The sequence below is a fragment of the Pseudodesulfovibrio indicus genome, assembly GCF_001563225.1.
Classification (GTDB): domain Bacteria; phylum Desulfobacterota; class Desulfovibrionia; order Desulfovibrionales; family Desulfovibrionaceae; genus Pseudodesulfovibrio; species Pseudodesulfovibrio indicus.
In genome coordinates this window covers 2,490,688-2,507,417 of the sequence record NZ_CP014206.1, presented here as the reverse complement: position 1 = coordinate 2,507,417, position 16,730 = coordinate 2,490,688, and the positions used below count along the sequence as shown (strand labels likewise).

The 16,730-nt window shown below is 64.0% G+C and carries 9 protein-coding genes, 2 tRNA genes and 1 pseudogene; 10 read left to right on the top strand and 2 right to left on the bottom strand.

Translation table 11 applies throughout. The features are described from left to right. Nucleotides 1–4: 4 nt before the first annotated feature. Nucleotides 5–1,512 (bottom strand): annotated as a pseudogene (gene lysS / locus AWY79_RS11205) (lysine--tRNA ligase). 278 nt (nt 1,513–1,790) lie between these two features. Here lysS and AWY79_RS11200 point away from each other — a divergent pair. The 9 genes from AWY79_RS11200 (at nt 1,791) to thiE (ending at nt 14,246) form a co-directional block, all read left to right on the top strand. Continuing rightward, nucleotides 1,791–1,866 (top strand) — tRNA-Asn (locus AWY79_RS11200). Between the two features lie 195 nt (nt 1,867–2,061). Then, on the top strand, nt 2,062–4,104 hold the full coding sequence (locus tag AWY79_RS11195) for a bacteriohemerythrin (protein WP_078063758.1): 2,043 nt from the start codon (nt 2,062–2,064) through the stop codon (nt 4,102–4,104). A gap of 141 nt (nt 4,105–4,245) precedes the next feature. Next, entirely contained in the window at nt 4,246–5,907 is a 1,662-nt protein-coding gene (locus tag AWY79_RS11190; protein WP_233490910.1) for a Na/Pi cotransporter family protein, read from the top strand. Between the two features lie 27 nt (nt 5,908–5,934). Next, nucleotides 5,935–6,978 carry a hypothetical protein gene (locus tag AWY79_RS11185; RefSeq protein ID WP_066803743.1) on the top strand — a complete coding sequence of 348 codons (1,044 nt, stop codon included), beginning with the start codon at nt 5,935–5,937 and terminating at the stop codon, nt 6,976–6,978. Between the two features lie 76 nt (nt 6,979–7,054). Next, complete coding sequence (locus AWY79_RS11180; protein ID WP_066803739.1) at nt 7,055–8,434, top strand: MBL fold metallo-hydrolase; 1,380 nt, start codon at nt 7,055–7,057, stop codon at nt 8,432–8,434. Nucleotides 8,435–8,750: 316 nt separating this feature from the next. Continuing rightward, nucleotides 8,751–12,257: a pyruvate:ferredoxin (flavodoxin) oxidoreductase gene (gene nifJ / locus AWY79_RS11175; RefSeq protein WP_066803736.1), complete on the top strand. Its 3,507-nt coding sequence runs from the start codon at nt 8,751–8,753 to the stop codon at nt 12,255–12,257. Between the two features lie 239 nt (nt 12,258–12,496). Beyond that, nucleotides 12,497–12,799 carry an MTH1187 family thiamine-binding protein gene (locus tag AWY79_RS11170; RefSeq protein WP_066803733.1) on the top strand — a complete coding sequence of 101 codons (303 nt, stop codon included), beginning with the start codon at nt 12,497–12,499 and terminating at the stop codon, nt 12,797–12,799. Continuing rightward, the gene (gene thiM, locus AWY79_RS11165; RefSeq protein ID WP_066803730.1) at nt 12,796–13,608 is read left to right on the top strand and encodes a hydroxyethylthiazole kinase; all 813 of its coding nucleotides are present in this window, start codon (nt 12,796–12,798) and stop codon (nt 13,606–13,608) included. The genes AWY79_RS11170 and thiM overlap by 4 nt, the downstream gene beginning before the upstream one ends. Then, on the top strand, nt 13,608–14,246 hold the full coding sequence (gene thiE / locus AWY79_RS11160; protein WP_078063888.1) for a thiamine phosphate synthase: 639 nt from the start codon (nt 13,608–13,610) through the stop codon (nt 14,244–14,246). The genes thiM and thiE overlap by 1 nt, the downstream gene beginning before the upstream one ends. Nucleotides 14,247–14,695: 449 nt before the next feature. Here the strand turns inward: thiE and AWY79_RS11155 are convergent. After that, nucleotides 14,696–14,771 (bottom strand) — tRNA-Lys (locus AWY79_RS11155). 98 nt (nt 14,772–14,869) lie between these two features. On the opposite strand from AWY79_RS11155, the gene AWY79_RS11150 reads away from it, so the two are divergent. Next, a complete protein-coding gene (locus tag AWY79_RS11150) occupies nt 14,870–16,705 on the top strand; it encodes a protein-disulfide reductase DsbD family protein (RefSeq protein WP_066803724.1) in 1,836 nt (611 codons plus the stop codon). The last annotated feature ends 25 nt before the right edge of the window (nt 16,706–16,730 follow it).

Sequence of the window (16,730 nt, the reverse complement as noted above, 5' to 3'; positions counted from 1 at the left end):
CAACCTACCCGGCCTCCGGCCTGAGCAGCGGGAAGAGAATGACCTCGCGGATGGAGGCGGAGTCCGTGAGCAGCATGACCAGCCGGTCGATGCCGATGCCCTGTCCGGCTGCCGGGGGCATGCCGTATTCCAGTGCGCGGACGTAGTCCTCATCCATGAAGTGCGCCTCTTCGTCGCCGGCCTCCTTCTCCTGGACCTGAACCTCGAATCGGCCCCGCTGGTCCACGGGATCGTTCAGTTCGGAGAAGGCGTTGGCCATCTCGCGGCCGGTCATGAACAGCTCGAAGCGGTCGGTGATGTCGGGGTTGTCGTCGTTGCGACGGGACAGCGGAGAGATATCCGTGGGATAATGGTAGATGAAGTGAGGCTGGATCAGCTTGGGCTCGACCAGCAGGTCGAAGAGCTTGGCCTGCAGCTTGCCGAGCTTCTCGTCCTTGATGACCTTCTCGCCCTTCTCCCGAACCATGGCCGCACACTTGTCATAGTCCATGTAGACATCGGCGGAGACTCCGCCGATCTTCTCCAGGGACTCGTGGAAGGGCATGCGGGTCCAGGCGCCGACGGACAGGTCGATCATCTCGCCCTGGTACGGAACCACGGCGGAACCGGTGACCTTCTCGGCGATGCGCGAGACCATCTCCTCGGTGAGGTCCATGAGGTCCTCGAAGGTGGCGTAGGCCCAGTAGAACTCGAGCATGGTGAACTCGGGGTTGTGCCGGACGGAGATGCCCTCGTTGCGGAAGTTGCGGTTGATCTCGTAGACCTTCTCGAACCCGCCCACCAGGAGGCGCTTGAGATACAGCTCCGGCGCAATGCGCATGTAGAGCTTCATGTCCAGGGCGTTGTGGTGGGTCTCGAAGGGCTTGGCCGTGGCGCCGCCGGGGATGGCCTGCATCATCGGCGTCTCCACCTCCATGAACCCCTTCTCGTCGAGGATGTTCCGCAGCTCGCGGATGATCGCGGTGCGGGCCTCGAAGATCTCCTTGGTCCGGGGGTGACGATGAGGTCCACGTACCGCTGGCGGTAACGGGTCTCGACGTCCTTCAGCCCGTGGTACTTCTCGGGAAGCGGACGCATGGACTTGGTGACCAGCTGAAAATGTTTGGTCTTGAGGGTCAGCTCGCCGGTCTTGGTCCGGAACAGGGAACCGCTGACGCCGACGATGTCGCCGATGTCGGTCTTCTTGAAGAGCTGGTATTCTTCGGTGCCGAGCTCGTCGCGGGCGGCGTAAACCTGGATGGAGCCGCTGCGATCCTGGATATGGAAGAAGGTGACCTTGCCGAAGGAGCGGTAGGAGACCACGCGCCCGGCAATGGTCAATTCCAGGTCGATTTTTTCCAGGGCTTCGCCGTCGGTCCCGTCGTACTGGTCCCAGATGGTTTTGATTTCCGTATCCCGCCTAAAGGTGTTGGGGTACAGGTCGATTTCGTTGTCCAGGAGCAGGCACGCCTTTTCGACGCGTGTCTTGATGACGGAGTTGAGTTCGTCCTTGGCCTGGAGGGCCTCGAGCATGGGCATGAACCGGGCCGCATGCGGCGACTTGGTAGCAAGCTTGATTTTTTGCGTATTTTTAGTGTCTTGTCCCAATTTGTTTTTCCCTGTGCCTCTCTAAGTCTAGAAAAATGCGAGAGACGTTGATTCCGTAAGCCAAATAGCTCTTCCCGTCAAGAAAATGGACTCTTTAGCCCCCGGAGAAACCTTATTTGCTTTTTCATGACAAAGTCCACTTTTTTTGCTTGACCCCCCGAAACGATTTGTTTAAACACTCTCTCGCTTCGACGGAAAAATGTTCCCCAGTAGCTCAATCGGCAGAGCGGGTGACTGTTAATCACTAGGTTCGCGGTTCAAGTCCGTGCTGGGGAGCCAAAGAGAATCAAGCCCTTGCGAGAAATCGCAAGGGCTTTTTCGTTGTCCTGCGCCCCCTTCCCCGCCGTGTCATTTCCCTCGTTCCAAAAATTATAATCTTCCGAAATGCTCCGTTCGTGTTAACGTCTTCTTCTATACGTCAAACAGCCTGTTCGATATCGAACGGAAGCACCACTGTTCATCCGGGAGGTTTTGATGAGTCTTCGGCTAAAACTGTACTCCTCGATCGGATTGCTTTTGTGCATCGGCATGGCCATGTTCGTGGCCACGCTGGTGATCACCTCCGCGCAGGAGTTCGACGGATTGGTGATCAACCTTGCGGGCCGCCAGCGCATGCTCAGCCAGAAAGTGGCCAAGGAGGCGCTGCTCTTTCTTGACGGGGCCCAGGCCGGTCGGGACGTGGCCGCAGTGAAGGGGCAGGTCCAGTCCACCTCCAGGCTCTTCAAACAGACCCTAGACGCCCTGACCAACTCCGGTTCGGCCCCGGTCACCGCCGACCCGGACGGCCCCGCCAAGGAACTGCCCATGCCCTCGGACGCGGTCCGCGAGCAGTTGCTCAAGGTCGAGCAGCTGTGGGATGAATACACCGCCTCGGTGAACGCCATCCTCGAACGCCAGGAGCTGGAGCCCGACTTCAACAAGAAGAATCTGGCCGTGCTGGTCAACATGAACGAGGCCGTGACCATGATGCAGGAGGAATCCGAGGCGCGGGTCGACGGGCTGCTCATCTCCCAGCTCATCGGCATCGGCATCATGCTCCTGACCACGCTTATCAGCTTCCTGGCCATCCAGCGAAAGATCGTCATTCCCCTGTCCAATTTCAGCGAGGCCATGGACAGCATCTGCCAGGGCGACCTGACCCAGGTGTGCTTCAACGACCAGAACGACGAGATCGGCATCGTGGCCAGAACCCTGACCACCATGGAGGACAAGCTCAAGGATGTGGTCAGCCAGGCCAAGGCGTCCACCGAGAACATGGCCGAACGGAGCGAGGACATGAACGACATGGCCGCCACCCTGGCCGAGGGCGCCACCCGGCAGGCCGGATCGGTGAGCGACATCTCCGGGCTCATGGAATCCATGCGCACCAAGATCGCCGACACCGCCAGGAACTCCATGGAGACCCACCACCTGGCCATCAAGGCCGCCGAGGACGCCCGTCAGAGCGGGCATTCCGTGAGCACCGCCCTGGAGGCCATCACCACCATCGCGGGCAAGATCACGGTCATCGAGGAGATCGCCCGGCAGACCAACCTCCTGGCCCTGAACGCCGCCATCGAGGCCGCGCGGGCGGGCGAGCACGGCAAGGGATTCGCCGTGGTGGCGTCCGAGGTGCGCAAGCTGGCGGAACGAAGCGGCATGGCGGCCAAGGAGATCAGCGAGCTGTCCGCCAACACGCTCGACATCTCCAACAAGGCCGGGGAGCTGCTCCAGATGCTGGTCCCGGACATCGAGAAGACCGCGGGCATGATCGAGGAGATCAACGCGGCCAGCTCGGAACAGCACCGCGAAACCGAGATGGTCGGCACCGCCGTGCGCGACCTGGACCACGGCATCCAGCAAACGGCGAGCATGGCCCGCGAACTCTCCGGGACCATTGAACAGCTTTCGGAAGAGGCGGCCAGCCTCCGCCAGGAGCTTACCTTCTTCAATACCGGCGGCAGCGGTTCGGTCTGCAAACCGTCCACCAAGGTCATAAAGGCCGCGCCGCAACAGCTGCCCGAACCGGAACTACCGGTATCCGCAGCCCCGAAACCGGCCGCACCCAAACCACGCGCAGTTCCTTTGCCGCGCAACACGGAACCCGTGGACATCGACCTGAGCAAGTCCAAGCCGCTCATAGTCTGGAGCGACGCCATCGCCACGGGCATCAAGCTCATCGACGACCAGCACAAGGAGCTGATCAGGATCATCAATCTCCTGAACAGCGCCATGCAGCAAGGCAAGGGCAAAGGCGTGCTCGGCCCCATCCTGAGCGACCTCAGGAGCTACACCACCTTCCACTTCAACCAGGAAAAAGACCTGTTCGAACGGTACGGGTATCCGGAGATCGAGGAACACCTGGCCGTCCACGACGACCTCATGCGACAGGCATTCGACTTCATTGATAAATTCGAAACAGGCCAAACCGCAATGAGCCGCGACCTCTTCTACTTCCTCAAGGATTGGCTGGTGAACCACATCCAGGGAACGGACATGAAGTACGTGCCGTTCATGAAGGCGGCCCTGAACCAATAAACAGGCACCCATCCCCGGCCGCCCGGCCCGGCCCGCCTTCGGGAGGCTCGGGCCGGGCGGCCACTTTCCGAAACCTGTTTACTTTGTCCCTCCTGGCAACTATGAGTGCAATATCCATATGTTGCCAGGAGACAACCGACCGTGACCACCTTTTTCCTCATCGCCGGGCTGTTCGGAGGCCTGGGCCTTTTCCTTCTCGGCATGCGCCTGATGACCAAGGGGCTGCGCAACGCGGCGGGCAACGCCCTGCGCACCATCCTGGGCAAATGGACCCGGACCCCGCTCAGGGGATTGTTCTCGGGGTTCATGATCACCGCCCTGGTGCAGTCCTCCAGCGCCATCACCGTGGCCGTCATCGGCTTCGTCAACGCGGGGCTGATGACCCTGCCCCAGTCCGTGGGCGTCATCTTCGGCTCCAACATCGGGACCACGGTGACCAGCTGGATCGTGGCCGCCGTGGGCGTGAGCGTGAACGTCAAGGCCCTGGCCCTGCCCATGGTCGGGCTGGGCGCCATCCTCCGGCTGACCGGCGGCGAGACCCGGCGCAAGCACCTGGGCGACGCCCTGACCGGCTTCGGCATCTTCTTCCTGGGCATCGAGACGCTCCAGTCCACCTTCCAGGGATTGGACCGGGTCGTGGACCTGGCGGCCTACAACATCGGAGGCGTGCCGGGCGTGCTGCTGTTCGTGGCCGTGGGCGCGATCCTGACCCTGCTCATGCAGAGCTCCAGCGCGGCCATGGCCCTGGTCCTGACCGCCGCCATGTCCGGCATCGTCACCCTGGAGAGCGCGGCCGCCGCGACCATCGGGACCAACATCGGCACCACCTCCACGGCCCTGTTCTCGGTCATCGGGGCCACCTACAACGCCAAGAAGGTGGCCGCGGCGCACATCATCTTCAACCTCGGCACCGGGCTGGTCGCCCTGCTGACCATCCCCCTGCTGCTCAAGGGCGTGAACCTCCTCGCCTCCCTGAGCCCGGACTACGACACGGCCACCACCCTGGCCCTGTTCCACACCGTCTTCAACATCCTGGGCGTGCTCCTGTTCCTGCCCTTCACCCACCGGCTGACCGCCTTCCTCGACCGGCACATAGGACGCGAACTGGCCGAGATGGGCAAGCCCCGGTACCTGGACAACAACCTGCTGGCCACCCCGTCCCTGGCCATGGACGCGCTGTTCATGGAGCTGGGCAGGCTGGGCGAAATGGTCCGGGACACCTGCCGGAAGGCCCTGGCCTCCCGCTTCCGCCATCCGGATTTCCTCAAGGACAGGATGGCCATCGAAACCCTGGTCGCGGCCATCCGCGCCTATTGCGTCAAGCTCCAGCGATCCGACCTGGCCGATCCGGCGGCGGTCCAGATGCCAGCCGCCCTGCGCGTGGTCCAATACTACCGCAAAACCCTGAACATCATCGCCGAAGTCCATCAGCAGCACGCGGACACGGACCACAACCTGCCCGGCATGTCCGGGGAGTCCGCCCGGCAGTTCCGGCGCGACGTGCGCACCATCCTCGACGTGGCCCACACGCCCTGCGCCCCGGAGTTCCCCTCCTTGGGCAAGCTGATGCACGAACTTGACGATCAGTATCATGAGTTGAAAGATGCATTGCTCAAAGCGGGCGCCCAAGGTAGCCTGGAGCTGGACAGGATGGTATCCCAGCTCGAATACTACTCGCACGTCCGCCAGATGTGCGACCAGGCCGTCAAGGGAACCACCTACTGGGCGCGGCTGCGCGACATCGAACTGACTTGCGCCTCCGCCGACAAGGACAACGAATACGCCTGGAAACAGGAAGGATAACCCCCTATTTCACCGGGAGAAACGATCATGAAAGAGAAGAGGACCGCCCTCATCCTGATAGCCAGCGCCGTGGTGCTCGCCGCCGGTGCATTCCTGATGCTCAACCGAGGCGACGACCAGTCCCAGGAAGTCCGCTCCGAGATCACCCAGCCCGCCGAGGAGCCGGCCAAGGCCCCGGACTGGGTGGACAAGGGACAGGAAGCCAAGCCGGACTACGCCCCGGCAACGGCCCAGCCCGAGGACGTCACCCCGCCGCCCCCGCCGCCGGCCCCGGAGCAGGACACCGAGACCATCGAGATCACCGAGGACAGGATGGTCAGGTTCACCTTCGTGGAGTCCCTGTCCGACTTCCTGTTGCAGCGGTTCCAGCCGCGCGGGGCCAACGGCAAGCCCGATTCCCTGGCCTCGGCCGTGGCCCTGAACAAGTACTACGGCCGCGAGCTTGAGGGCTTTGCGGTGTCCGGCGACGACATCCGCGCATCCCGCAAGGCAATCTACGACTATGCCTTCACCCCGGGCATGCTCAAGACCCTGTACGAGCTGTACGCCCCGGCCTTCCTGGTTCACCTGGTGGACACCGCCGCCTCCACCGAGCGCGAATACGTGGTCGGCAACGAAAAGGAGCTGCGCACCCTGACCAACGAGGAGATCGCGGTCATGCTGCGCCTCAACGCACGGCGCATCGAGCGCACGGCGGACCTCTTCCGGGCCTTTGCCGACGACCCGTCGATCATCGAGGCGGCGGGAAAATACCGCCGCGCGGCCAAGGCCGTGGAGCGCGCCAACGGCCAGCTGCAGCAGGCCATTGCCGAGGAGAAGAACACCGCCGAGGCCAGCGACCGGCTCAAGCAGGCGATCCTGCTCCGCGAGCGGACCCGGGCCGAGATCGTCAGCCAGCTCCGCCAGGTCTGCCAGTCCTGCGGCGGGAGCGAGGTCTTCTACCTCTCCCAGTGGGCCTACCGGCGGGTGCTGGACCAGCCCGAGGAAAAGCTCAAGACCTTCGCCGCCGCGGCCGACATCCTCGACGACCTGGCCGTGCGTTTCCAGGAGAAGGCGGACGAACTGAAATAACTGCTCATATGTTGCATCGTCCTCCTTTTGTGCTTATCCTGCCTCTAGCAAGAAGAGAACACCACAAGGAGCGTCTATGTATTTCAAGCAGATAACTACACCCGGACTCGGTTGCTTCTCCTACGTCATCGGCTGCCCCGCCGCCGGCGAGATGGTCGTGGTTGATCCCAAGCGCGACGTGCAGGACTACCTGGACATCTCCCGCGACGAGGGCATGAAGATCGTCCACGTCATAGACACCCACGTCCACGCGGACCACGTGTCCGGGGCGCAGGAACTGAAATCCCAGACCGGTTGCGACATCATGGTCTACGAGACCTCGCCGGTGAGCTACGACTTCACCCCCCTCAAGGAGGGCCGGGTGCTGGAGGTGGGCAACGCCAAGCTGGAGGTCCTGCACACCCCCGGCCACACCCCGGACGCCCTGTCCCTGCTGGTCACCGACACCACGCGCGGGGATGAGCCGTGGATGCTCCTGACCGGCGACGTGCTGTTCGTGAACGACATCGGGCGGCCCGACCTGGTGGGCGGGGCCAAGCTCAACGAGCAGGTCCAGAACCTCTGGAACACCCTGTACGTCAAGTTCGCCAAGTTCCCCGACAGCCTTGAGGTCTTCCCGGCCCACGGCGCGGGCTCCCTGTGCGGGCGCGGCATGTCCTCCAAGCCCAGCTCCACCCTCGGGTTCGAGCGGCGGCACAACCCCATGCTCGGCTTCGACAGCTTCGAGAAGTTCCACCTGGCCATGAGCCAGAACTTCCCGGCCCGGCCCAAGTCCTTCACCCACATCATCGCCACCAACGCGGGCGGCGCGCCGCTCCTGGAGCGCTGCCCACTGGACCTGGCCATGAACCCGTTCCGGTTCGAGGAGAAGATGCAGGACGGCGCGGTGGTCATCGACGTGCGCGACGCGGCGGCCTTCGCGGGCTACCACATCCCCGGTTCCCTGAACATCGGCTTCGAGCCGAGCCTGGCCAACTGGGTGGGCATGACCGTGGAGCCGGACGCCGACATCCTGCTGGTGGTCGACTCCCGCGACGACTACGAGCGCATGCGCACCGAGCTGCACCGCATCGGCTACGACAACATTCATGGCTACCTGTCCGGCGGCATCCAGTCCTGGGTGTACAGCGGTCGCCCGGTGGATTCCCTGGCCATCGACTCGGCCCAGGCGTTGCAAAACGCCATGGACGAAGGCAAGGAGATCAGCCTGATCGACGTGCGCACCCCCGGCGAGTGGGAAGGGGGCAAGATCCCCGGCGCCAGGCACATCCCGCTCATCGACATCCTGGACGGCAAGTTCGACCTGGACGAGGACAAGAACCACCTGCTCTACTGCGCGGCGGGCTACCGGGCCAACATCGCGGCCTCCTACCTGCAGAAGCACGGTTACTGGAACGTCCGCAGCCTGGCGGGCGGCTACATCGCCTGGAGCCGCGCCGGTTTCAAGACCGTTTAACCGCACAATATCGGAAACAAAGGCCCCTCCCGGGGCCTTTTTCCTGCCCTCTTCCCGACGCCGGAGAACAATGCTGTGAATTACTTCACAAAACCGTTCACCGATTCCTGCGGGCGGAGAATTTCGGTGAATGGCGCTGAATGATCGGGGAACGGAGGGCAAAGGGCTTGACCCCGAAAGGATAAACGGTGAGAAAAATAGAGTACCGTCCGCTCCCGGCGGACGCCCCCCGCCGCACTCGGCATGGGGAAATCAGGACTTCGAGACCCGAGTAAAGGTCCATATCAGGTCCAAATAAAACAACGTGGAGAAGCACATGCCCAAGAAGACCATGAAAACAATGGACGGCAACACCGCCGCCGCTCACGTGGCCTATGCCATGAGCGAGACGGCCGCCATCTATCCCATCACTCCGTCCACCCCCATGGGCGAAATCGCCGACGAATGGGCGGCCCATGGACGCAAAAACATTTTCGGCCAGACGGTCCAGATCCGCCAGATGCAGTCCGAAGCGGGCGCGGCGGGCGCGGTACACGGCTCCCTGGCCGGGGGCGCGCTGACCACCACCTTCACCGCCTCCCAGGGCCTCCTGCTGATGATCCCGAACATGTACAAGATCTCCGGCGAGCTGCTCCCCGGCGTCTTCCATGTCTCGGCCCGGGCCATCGCCGCCCACGCCCTGTCCATCTTCGGCGACCACCAGGACGTCATGGCCTGCCGCCAGACCGGTTTCGCCATGCTCTTCTCCAATTCCGTCCAGGAGGTCATGGACCTCTCCCTGGTGGCCCACCTGGCCGCCGTGGAGTCCAGCGTCCCGTTCATCTCCATCTTCGACGGCTTCCGCACCTCCCACGAAATCCAAAAGATCGCGGTCATCGACTACGAGGACATGAAACCGCTGCTGAACATGGACAAGGTGGCCGAGTTCCGCAAGCGGGCCATGAACCCCGAGCACCCGAACATTCGCGGCACCGCCCAGAACCCGGACATCTATTTCCAGGGCCGCGAGGCGACCAACACCTATTATGAAGCCATCCCGGACATGGTCACCGAGGCCATGAAAAAGGTCGGCAAGATCACCGGCCGCCGCTACAAGCTCTTCGACTACGTGGGCCATCCCAAGGCCGACCGCGTGATCATCGCCATGGGCTCCGGCTGCGAGACCATCGAGGAGACCGTCAACTACCTGAACGCGAACGGCAAGAAGGTCGGCCTGATCAAGGTCCGCCTGTTCCGCCCGTTCTCGGTCAAGCACATGCTCTCCGTGATGCCCAAGACCGTGAAGAAGATCGCCGTGCTCGACCGCACCAAGGAGCCGGGCGCCCTGGGCGATCCCCTGTACATGGACGTCTGCGCCGCCTATGCGGGCAAGAAGGACGCCCCGGTCATCGTCGGCGGCCGCTACGGCCTGGGGTCCAAGGACTTCACCCCGGCCCAGGTCGAGTCGGTCTACAACTCCCTGTCCCGTCCGCGCCACGGCTTCACCGTGGGCATCACCGACGACGTGACCATGTCCTCCCTGTTCGACTGCGACTGCGTGGACACCACCCCCGAAGGCACGGTCCAGTGCAAGTTCTGGGGACTGGGCTCCGACGGCACCGTGGGCGCGAACAAGCAGGCCATCAAGATCATCGGCGACAACACCAACCTCTACGCCCAGGGCTACTTCGCCTACGATTCCAAGAAATCCGGCGGCATCACCATCTCCCACCTGCGCTTCGGCAAGAAACCGATCCAGTCCACCTACCTGGTCCAGAACGCGGACTACGTGGCCTGCCACAATCCGAGCTACGTGACCCAGTACGACGTGCTTGAAGGGATCAAGGACGGCGGCACCTTCGTGCTCAACTGTGCCTGGACCGCCGACGAGATGGACAAGCAGCTGCCCGCCGCCATGCGCCGGACCATCGCCCAGAAGAACCTCAAGTTCTACACCGTGGACGCGGTCAAGATCGCGGGCGAGGTCGGGCTCGGCGGACGCATCAACATGGTCATGCAGACCGCCTTCTTCAAGCTGGCCGACGTCATCCCGTTCAAGAAGGCCGTGGACCTGCTCAAGGACGGCATCAAGGCCGCCTACGGCAAAAAGGGCGACAAGATCGTCAACATGAACAACGCCGCCGTCGACAACGCCACCTCCGCCATCGTGGAAATCCCGGTGCCCGCGTCCTGGAAGACCCTCAAGGACGACAAGGTTCCGGCCCGCCGCGAGCCCGACTACGTCAAGAACGTCATGCGCCCGGTGCTGGCCCAAAAGGGCGACTCCCTGCCCGTCTCCGCCTTCTCCCACGACGGGACCATGCCGTCGGCCACCTCCAAGTTCGAGAAGCGCGGCGTGGCCATCCTGGTCCCCGAGTGGATCAAGGAAAACTGCATTCAGTGCAACCAGTGCTCCTTCGTCTGCCCGCACTCCGCCCTGCGCGCCGTGCTGGCCACCGACGAGGAGATGAAAAAGGCCCCGGCCACCTATGAGACCATCGACGCCGTGGGCAAGGACATCAAGGGAATGCACTTCCGGCTCCAGGTCAACTCCCTGGACTGCCTGGGCTGCGGCAACTGTGCCGACATCTGCCCGGCCAAGGAAAAGGCGCTGGTCATGAAGCCCATCGCCACCCAGACCCCGGTGCAGGTCCCCAACTTCGAGTTCTCCGACACCGTCACCTACAAGGACGCCTTCGGCCGCGACACGGTCAAGGGCTCCCAGTTCCGCAAGTCCCTCATGGAATTCTCCGGGGCCTGCGCGGGTTGCGGCGAGACTCCCTACGTCAAGGTCATCACCCAGCTCTTCGGTGAGCGCATGGTCATCGCCAACGCCACCGGCTGCTCCTCCATCTGGGGCGCATCCGCGCCCACCGCGCCCTACTGCGTGGACGGACAAGGCCACGGCCCGGCCTGGGGCAACTCCCTGTTCGAAGACGCCGCCGAGTTCGGCTACGGCATCGAGATGGCCACCGACCAGCGCCGGAACCACCTGGCCGAGCTCTGCAAGGAGGCCGCCAAGGCCGAGACCGGCGCGCTCAAGACCAAGCTCAACAAGTGGCCCAAGGTGATGCACGATCCCGAGGAGTCCAAGGCTGCGGGCGAAGCCCTGAAAAAGGCCCTGAAGGGCACGCGCAAGAAGGCGCTCAAGGAAATCCTGGACATGGCCGACCTGTTCACCAAGCAGTCCATCTGGATCTTCGGCGGCGACGGCTGGGCCTACGACATCGGCTACGGCGGCCTGGACCATGTCCTGGCTTCCGGCAAGGACGTCAACGTCCTGGTCCTGGACACCGAGGTGTATTCCAACACCGGCGGCCAGTCCTCCAAGGCCACTCCGCTCGGCTCCATCGCCAAGTTCGCGGCGGCCGGAAAGACCACCAACAAGAAGGACCTCGGCCGCATGGCCATGACCTACGGTTACGTCTACGTGGCCTCTGTGGCCATGGGCGCCAACAAGCAGCAGTTCCTCAAGGCGGTCAAGGAGGCCGAGGCCTACCCCGGCCCGTCCCTGATCATCGCCTACGCCCCGTGCATCAACCAGGGCATCAAGAAGGGCATGGGCAAGACCCAGATGGAACAGAAGCTGGCCGTGGACTCCGGCTACTGGCCGCTGTACCGCTACAACCCGCAGCTGGCCGAGAACGGTGAGAACCCGTTCCTCCTCGAATCCAAGGCCCCGGACGGCACCCTGCAGGAGTTCCTCTCCGGCGAGAACCGCTACGCCATGCTGGAACGGTTCTACCCCGAGTTCTCCAAGGACTACCGGGCCAAGATCGAGCAGGACTTCAACCGCCGCTACGAGACCCTCAAGCACATGGCCGACCCCGACTGCAAAAAGTAAGGTCGCCTGATTCAATCATTAAAAGGCCGGGACGGATGTCCCGGCCTTTTTTTGAAGATGCCTCTGGTCTCCCCCTCCAGAACCTTTTGTCGCTCGCTTGGCTCGGGTCCGTGCCGGGATGGAATGGCGAGGAAGGGAAATGGGAAGTTGACGTCGGTTGGGAATGGGTTGATCGTATGGGGGTCGCCCGTTGCTTGCGGGCGGGTTTGTTCACTTTAATCCGAATACGGGAGGAACACATGAGCTGTGTAGCCACCTTCAGCCTTTTTCCCCTGGAACGGCCCGACGACGGGTCGCTGGCCCCCTACGTGGCCCGGTCCCTGCGCATCGTCGAGGCGTCCGGCCTGGACCATCAACTCGGCCCCATGGGCACCGTGATCGAGGGCGAGATCGAAGAGGTTCTGGACGTCATCAGGCAATGCCACGACGCCATGCGAGCGGACTGCGACCGGGTCTACCTGACCCTGGCCGTTGATTCCCGCAGCGGCAAGGACGGTCGCATGTCCTCCAAGGTCAGGAGCGTCGAGGAGCGCCTCAAATGAGCGCACGCGAAACCCTTGCCGGAGCCGTATGGGAAGACATCCGGGCGGTGCGCGATAAAGCGCCGCTCGTGGTTAACATCACCAACTACGTGGTCACCAACAACACGGCCAACGCGCTCCTCGCCCTGGGCGCGTCCCCGGCCATGAGCCACGTGGTCGAAGACCTGCCCGGCCTGGTCCGGCTTTCCGGGGCGCTGGTGGTCAATCTCGGCACCCTGGCCCCGGACTACGTGGAGGGCATGCACGTCGCCATGGCCCTGGCCAATGAAATGGGCCTGCCCATCGTCCTGGACCCGGTGGCCGCCGGGGTCAACGAGCTGCGCACCGACCTGGCGCGCGAGTTCCTGGCCCAATACCGCCCCGCCATCCTCCGGGGCAACGCCTCCGAGATCATGGCCGTGGCGGGCGAGGACGGCCAGGCCAAGGGCGTGGACACCTCCATGGGCGTGGACGAGGCCGGGAACGCGGCCCGGATGCTGAGCGATACATACGGCTGCGCGGTGCTGGTCAGCGGCGAGACCGACCTGGTGGTCGGCGGGAGCCGTGAGGCCCGCCTGGCGGGCGGCTCCTCCATGATGCCCCGCGTCACCGGGCTGGGCTGCACTTGCACCGCCCTGGCCGGAGCCTTCGCCGCGGTGCGCAAGGACTTCTTCCAGGCCGCCGTCTCCACCGCCGCCGCCATGAACATCGCGGGCGAGATGGCCGCCGAGCGCTCGCCCGGCCCCGGCTCGCTCCAGATGCACCTGCTGGACGCGCTCTATCTCCTGGACGAGGCGACCGTCCTCGACCGGCTCAAGGTGGTGGAATGATGCAGCCCCAGGACCTGCTCGTCTATCTGGTCACCGACCGGGACCTCTGCCTGGGCCGCTCCCTCGAAGACGTGGTGGCCGAAGCCGCAGGCGGCGGCTGCACCATGGTCCAGCTGCGCGAGAAGCATGCGGACACCGGCGAATTCGTGGCCCTCGCCCGCCGTCTGCATACCGTGCTCAGGCCGCTGAACATCCCGCTGATCATCAACGACCGCGTGGACGTGGCCCTGGCCGCCGGGGTCGAGGGCGTGCACGTGGGCCAGTCCGACATGCCTCCCGCCGACGTCCGCCGCCTCATGGGGCCGGACGCCATCGTGGGGCTGTCCGTGGAAACCGAGGCGGAGCTTGATGCCGCCCAGTCCGAGCCCGTGGACTACCTGGGCATCGGCCCGGCCTTCCCCACGCAGACCAAGAAGGACGTCCACGGTTCCCCCTGGGGGGCCGAGGGGCTTGCCCGCGCCGTGCGTTACTCCGCCCTGCCCCTGGTGGCCATCGGGGGGGTCCAGCCGGACAACGTCCCGGAGGTCGCCCGCTCCGGCGTGGCGGGCGTCGCCGTGGTCTCGGCCATCTGCTCCGCGCCCTCTCCCAGAGAGGCCGCGCAGTCCCTGGTCCGGGCCATGCGCGAAAACGGACGCTGATCCCCTTCCCGACGCAACCCTGGCGGGGGCGGGCCTGATCAGGGCCGCCCCCGTTTTTTCGTTGATCGGGGCGCTGCCGCTTCTCCAGGGGCGTCCAGGACCGCGGCCCGTGCGAAGGGAGGAGTTCCCGTGACCGTCCCAGGAAGCAGGATAATAATCGCAAGCCCGGACCGGGCATGGGATAGAAATACAGGGGTCATGATGCCGGCGCGTTGCGGAGCGGATACTTCGCCCCCCGCCGGTTCACTTTCGAGGCAAGAACCTGTGCATTGAAGTTGTGCCGGGAACCATTACCATGTAGTTTGACTTTCGCCCTGTGCGCGCCGTCCGCGCCGTGGCATCGTCCGCAACCTGCAACCCGAAGAGGCCCCGATGACCCCGACCGCACGCACCAGCCGCCTCCCGGAAAAGAAAAACCCCGCCATTTCTGACGGGGTGTGTTTTTCGAGTGGTGGGTCACCAAGGAATCGAACCTTGAACCTCCGGATTAAGAGTCCGCTGCTCTGCCAATTGAGCTAGTGACCCACTCGGTCGCGCCTTTGTTCGTCACGACGGAGAGATAACTATAAGTCGGACCCGGAAAAGTCAACCACAAATTTTCACTTTTTTCACATAGGATCGAAATGTCCCTAACCAAGCCACTTTTCAGCCTGTTTCTCACCATCGCCCTGCTCCTCTCCGCATCGCCCGGCAAGGCCCAGATTCAGCCGTCTTCCCTGGCCATGACCACGGCCGTCCAGGCGTACTCGCTGGAACCGCGCACCTTCGGGGCGGATTTTCCCGGCGCGGTCATCCTGGCTTTGACCCTGAACATCGAAGAGGGCTGGTACGCCTACTCCAACATTCCCGGCGAAACGGGCAAGCCCACGCGGCTCACGGCCACGGCCGCAAACGGGACCACCCTCAAGGTGCTCTACCCCAAGGGCAAGGAAAAACCGGACACCTACGATCCCACGATTCTCGTGGCCGCCTACACGAACGGGACGACCCTCTTCGTGGTGGTCCCGGATACCGTACGCCCGGCTTTCCCGGTGGCCATGAAGCTGGACCTGCTCCTGTGCCACCCCACCAAATGCGTCCCGGCGCGGGTGGAGCTGACCTACGGCGAGGACGGGCTCGACCGCGCCACCCTGCCCCAGGCGCCGTCCCAGCCGTGGTGGGCGGAGTTCCGCCAGATGGCCCAGAACACGGAGACCATCCAGACCCTGGCCGCCGACGCCGCCGACGAGGCGGAGCGGGCCATCGTGGACTGGCGGTTCGACCCGGTCTACTTCCAGCCCGGCCTGGAGGTCGGCGGGCTGCTCTCGGCCGTGCTCATGGGGCTGCTGGCCGGGCTGATCCTGAACATCATGCCATGCGTGCTGCCGGTGGTCAGCCTGAAGCTCACGGCCCTGCTCGGCACGGGCGCGAAGGGCGGCAGCGATCCGATCCGGGCGTTCCGCGAACACAACGTCTTCTTCGTGCTCGGCGTTCTGACCTTCTTCCTGATCCTGGCCGCGGTACTGGGCTGGACCGGTTCGGCCTGGGGCGCGCTGTTCCAGAACCGCTGGCTGGTCATGACCGTGGCCGGCGTCATGGGCGCATTGGCCCTCAGCCTGTTCGGCCTGTTCCACCTGCCGGTCATCGACCTCAAGTTCGGTGCCGGACACGCGAATCCCCGCAAGCAGGCGTTCTTCACCGGCATGCTGACCACCCTGCTGGCCACCCCTTGCAGCGGCCCGTTCCTGGGCGGCGTGCTCGGCTGGTCGCTCATCCAGGGACCGCTGGTCATCACCACGGTCTTCATCTCCATCGGTCTCGGCATGTCCGCGCCCTACCTGCTGCTCATCGCCAACCCCGGCCTGTCCCGCTTCCTGCCCCGGTCCGGGCCGTGGATCGAATACGTGGAGAAGGGCATCGCCTTCTTCCTGCTCGCCACCGCCTTCTACCTCGTAGGCATCGCCCTGGGCGGCCAGAGCGCACGCCTTCTCGCGCCACTGTGGGTCATCCTGTTCGGCGGCTGGCTTTGGGTCAGGACGCGGACCGCAAAGCAGACCACGCAGCTCATCCTGCGCACGACCATACTTGTCCTCCTGGCCATGTCCGTGTACTGGACCACTCCGGCCCCGGTGGAATCGGACCCTTGGGAACCGTTTGATCCGGTGGCCCTCAACGCGGAGCTGGGCAAAGGCAATTTCCTGGTGGAGTTCACCGCCGACTGGTGTCCCACCTGCAAGGTGCTGGAGGCCACGGTCATGACCCGGGACAACGTGACCGCCTGGAAGGAGCGCTACGGCATCCGCTTCGTCAAGGTGGACATGACCGAACGCGACCCCGAAGCCGAGGCGTTCCTTGCGGCGCTGGGCAGCCGCAGCCTGCCCACTGCGGCGGTCTTCCGGGCCGACAACCGCAATGCTCCGGTAGTCATTCGCGACCTGTACACGGCCGACCAGCTCGAACGGCTGCTCGGCTCGCTCTAACCATACGAAAACAAACAAGGAGAAT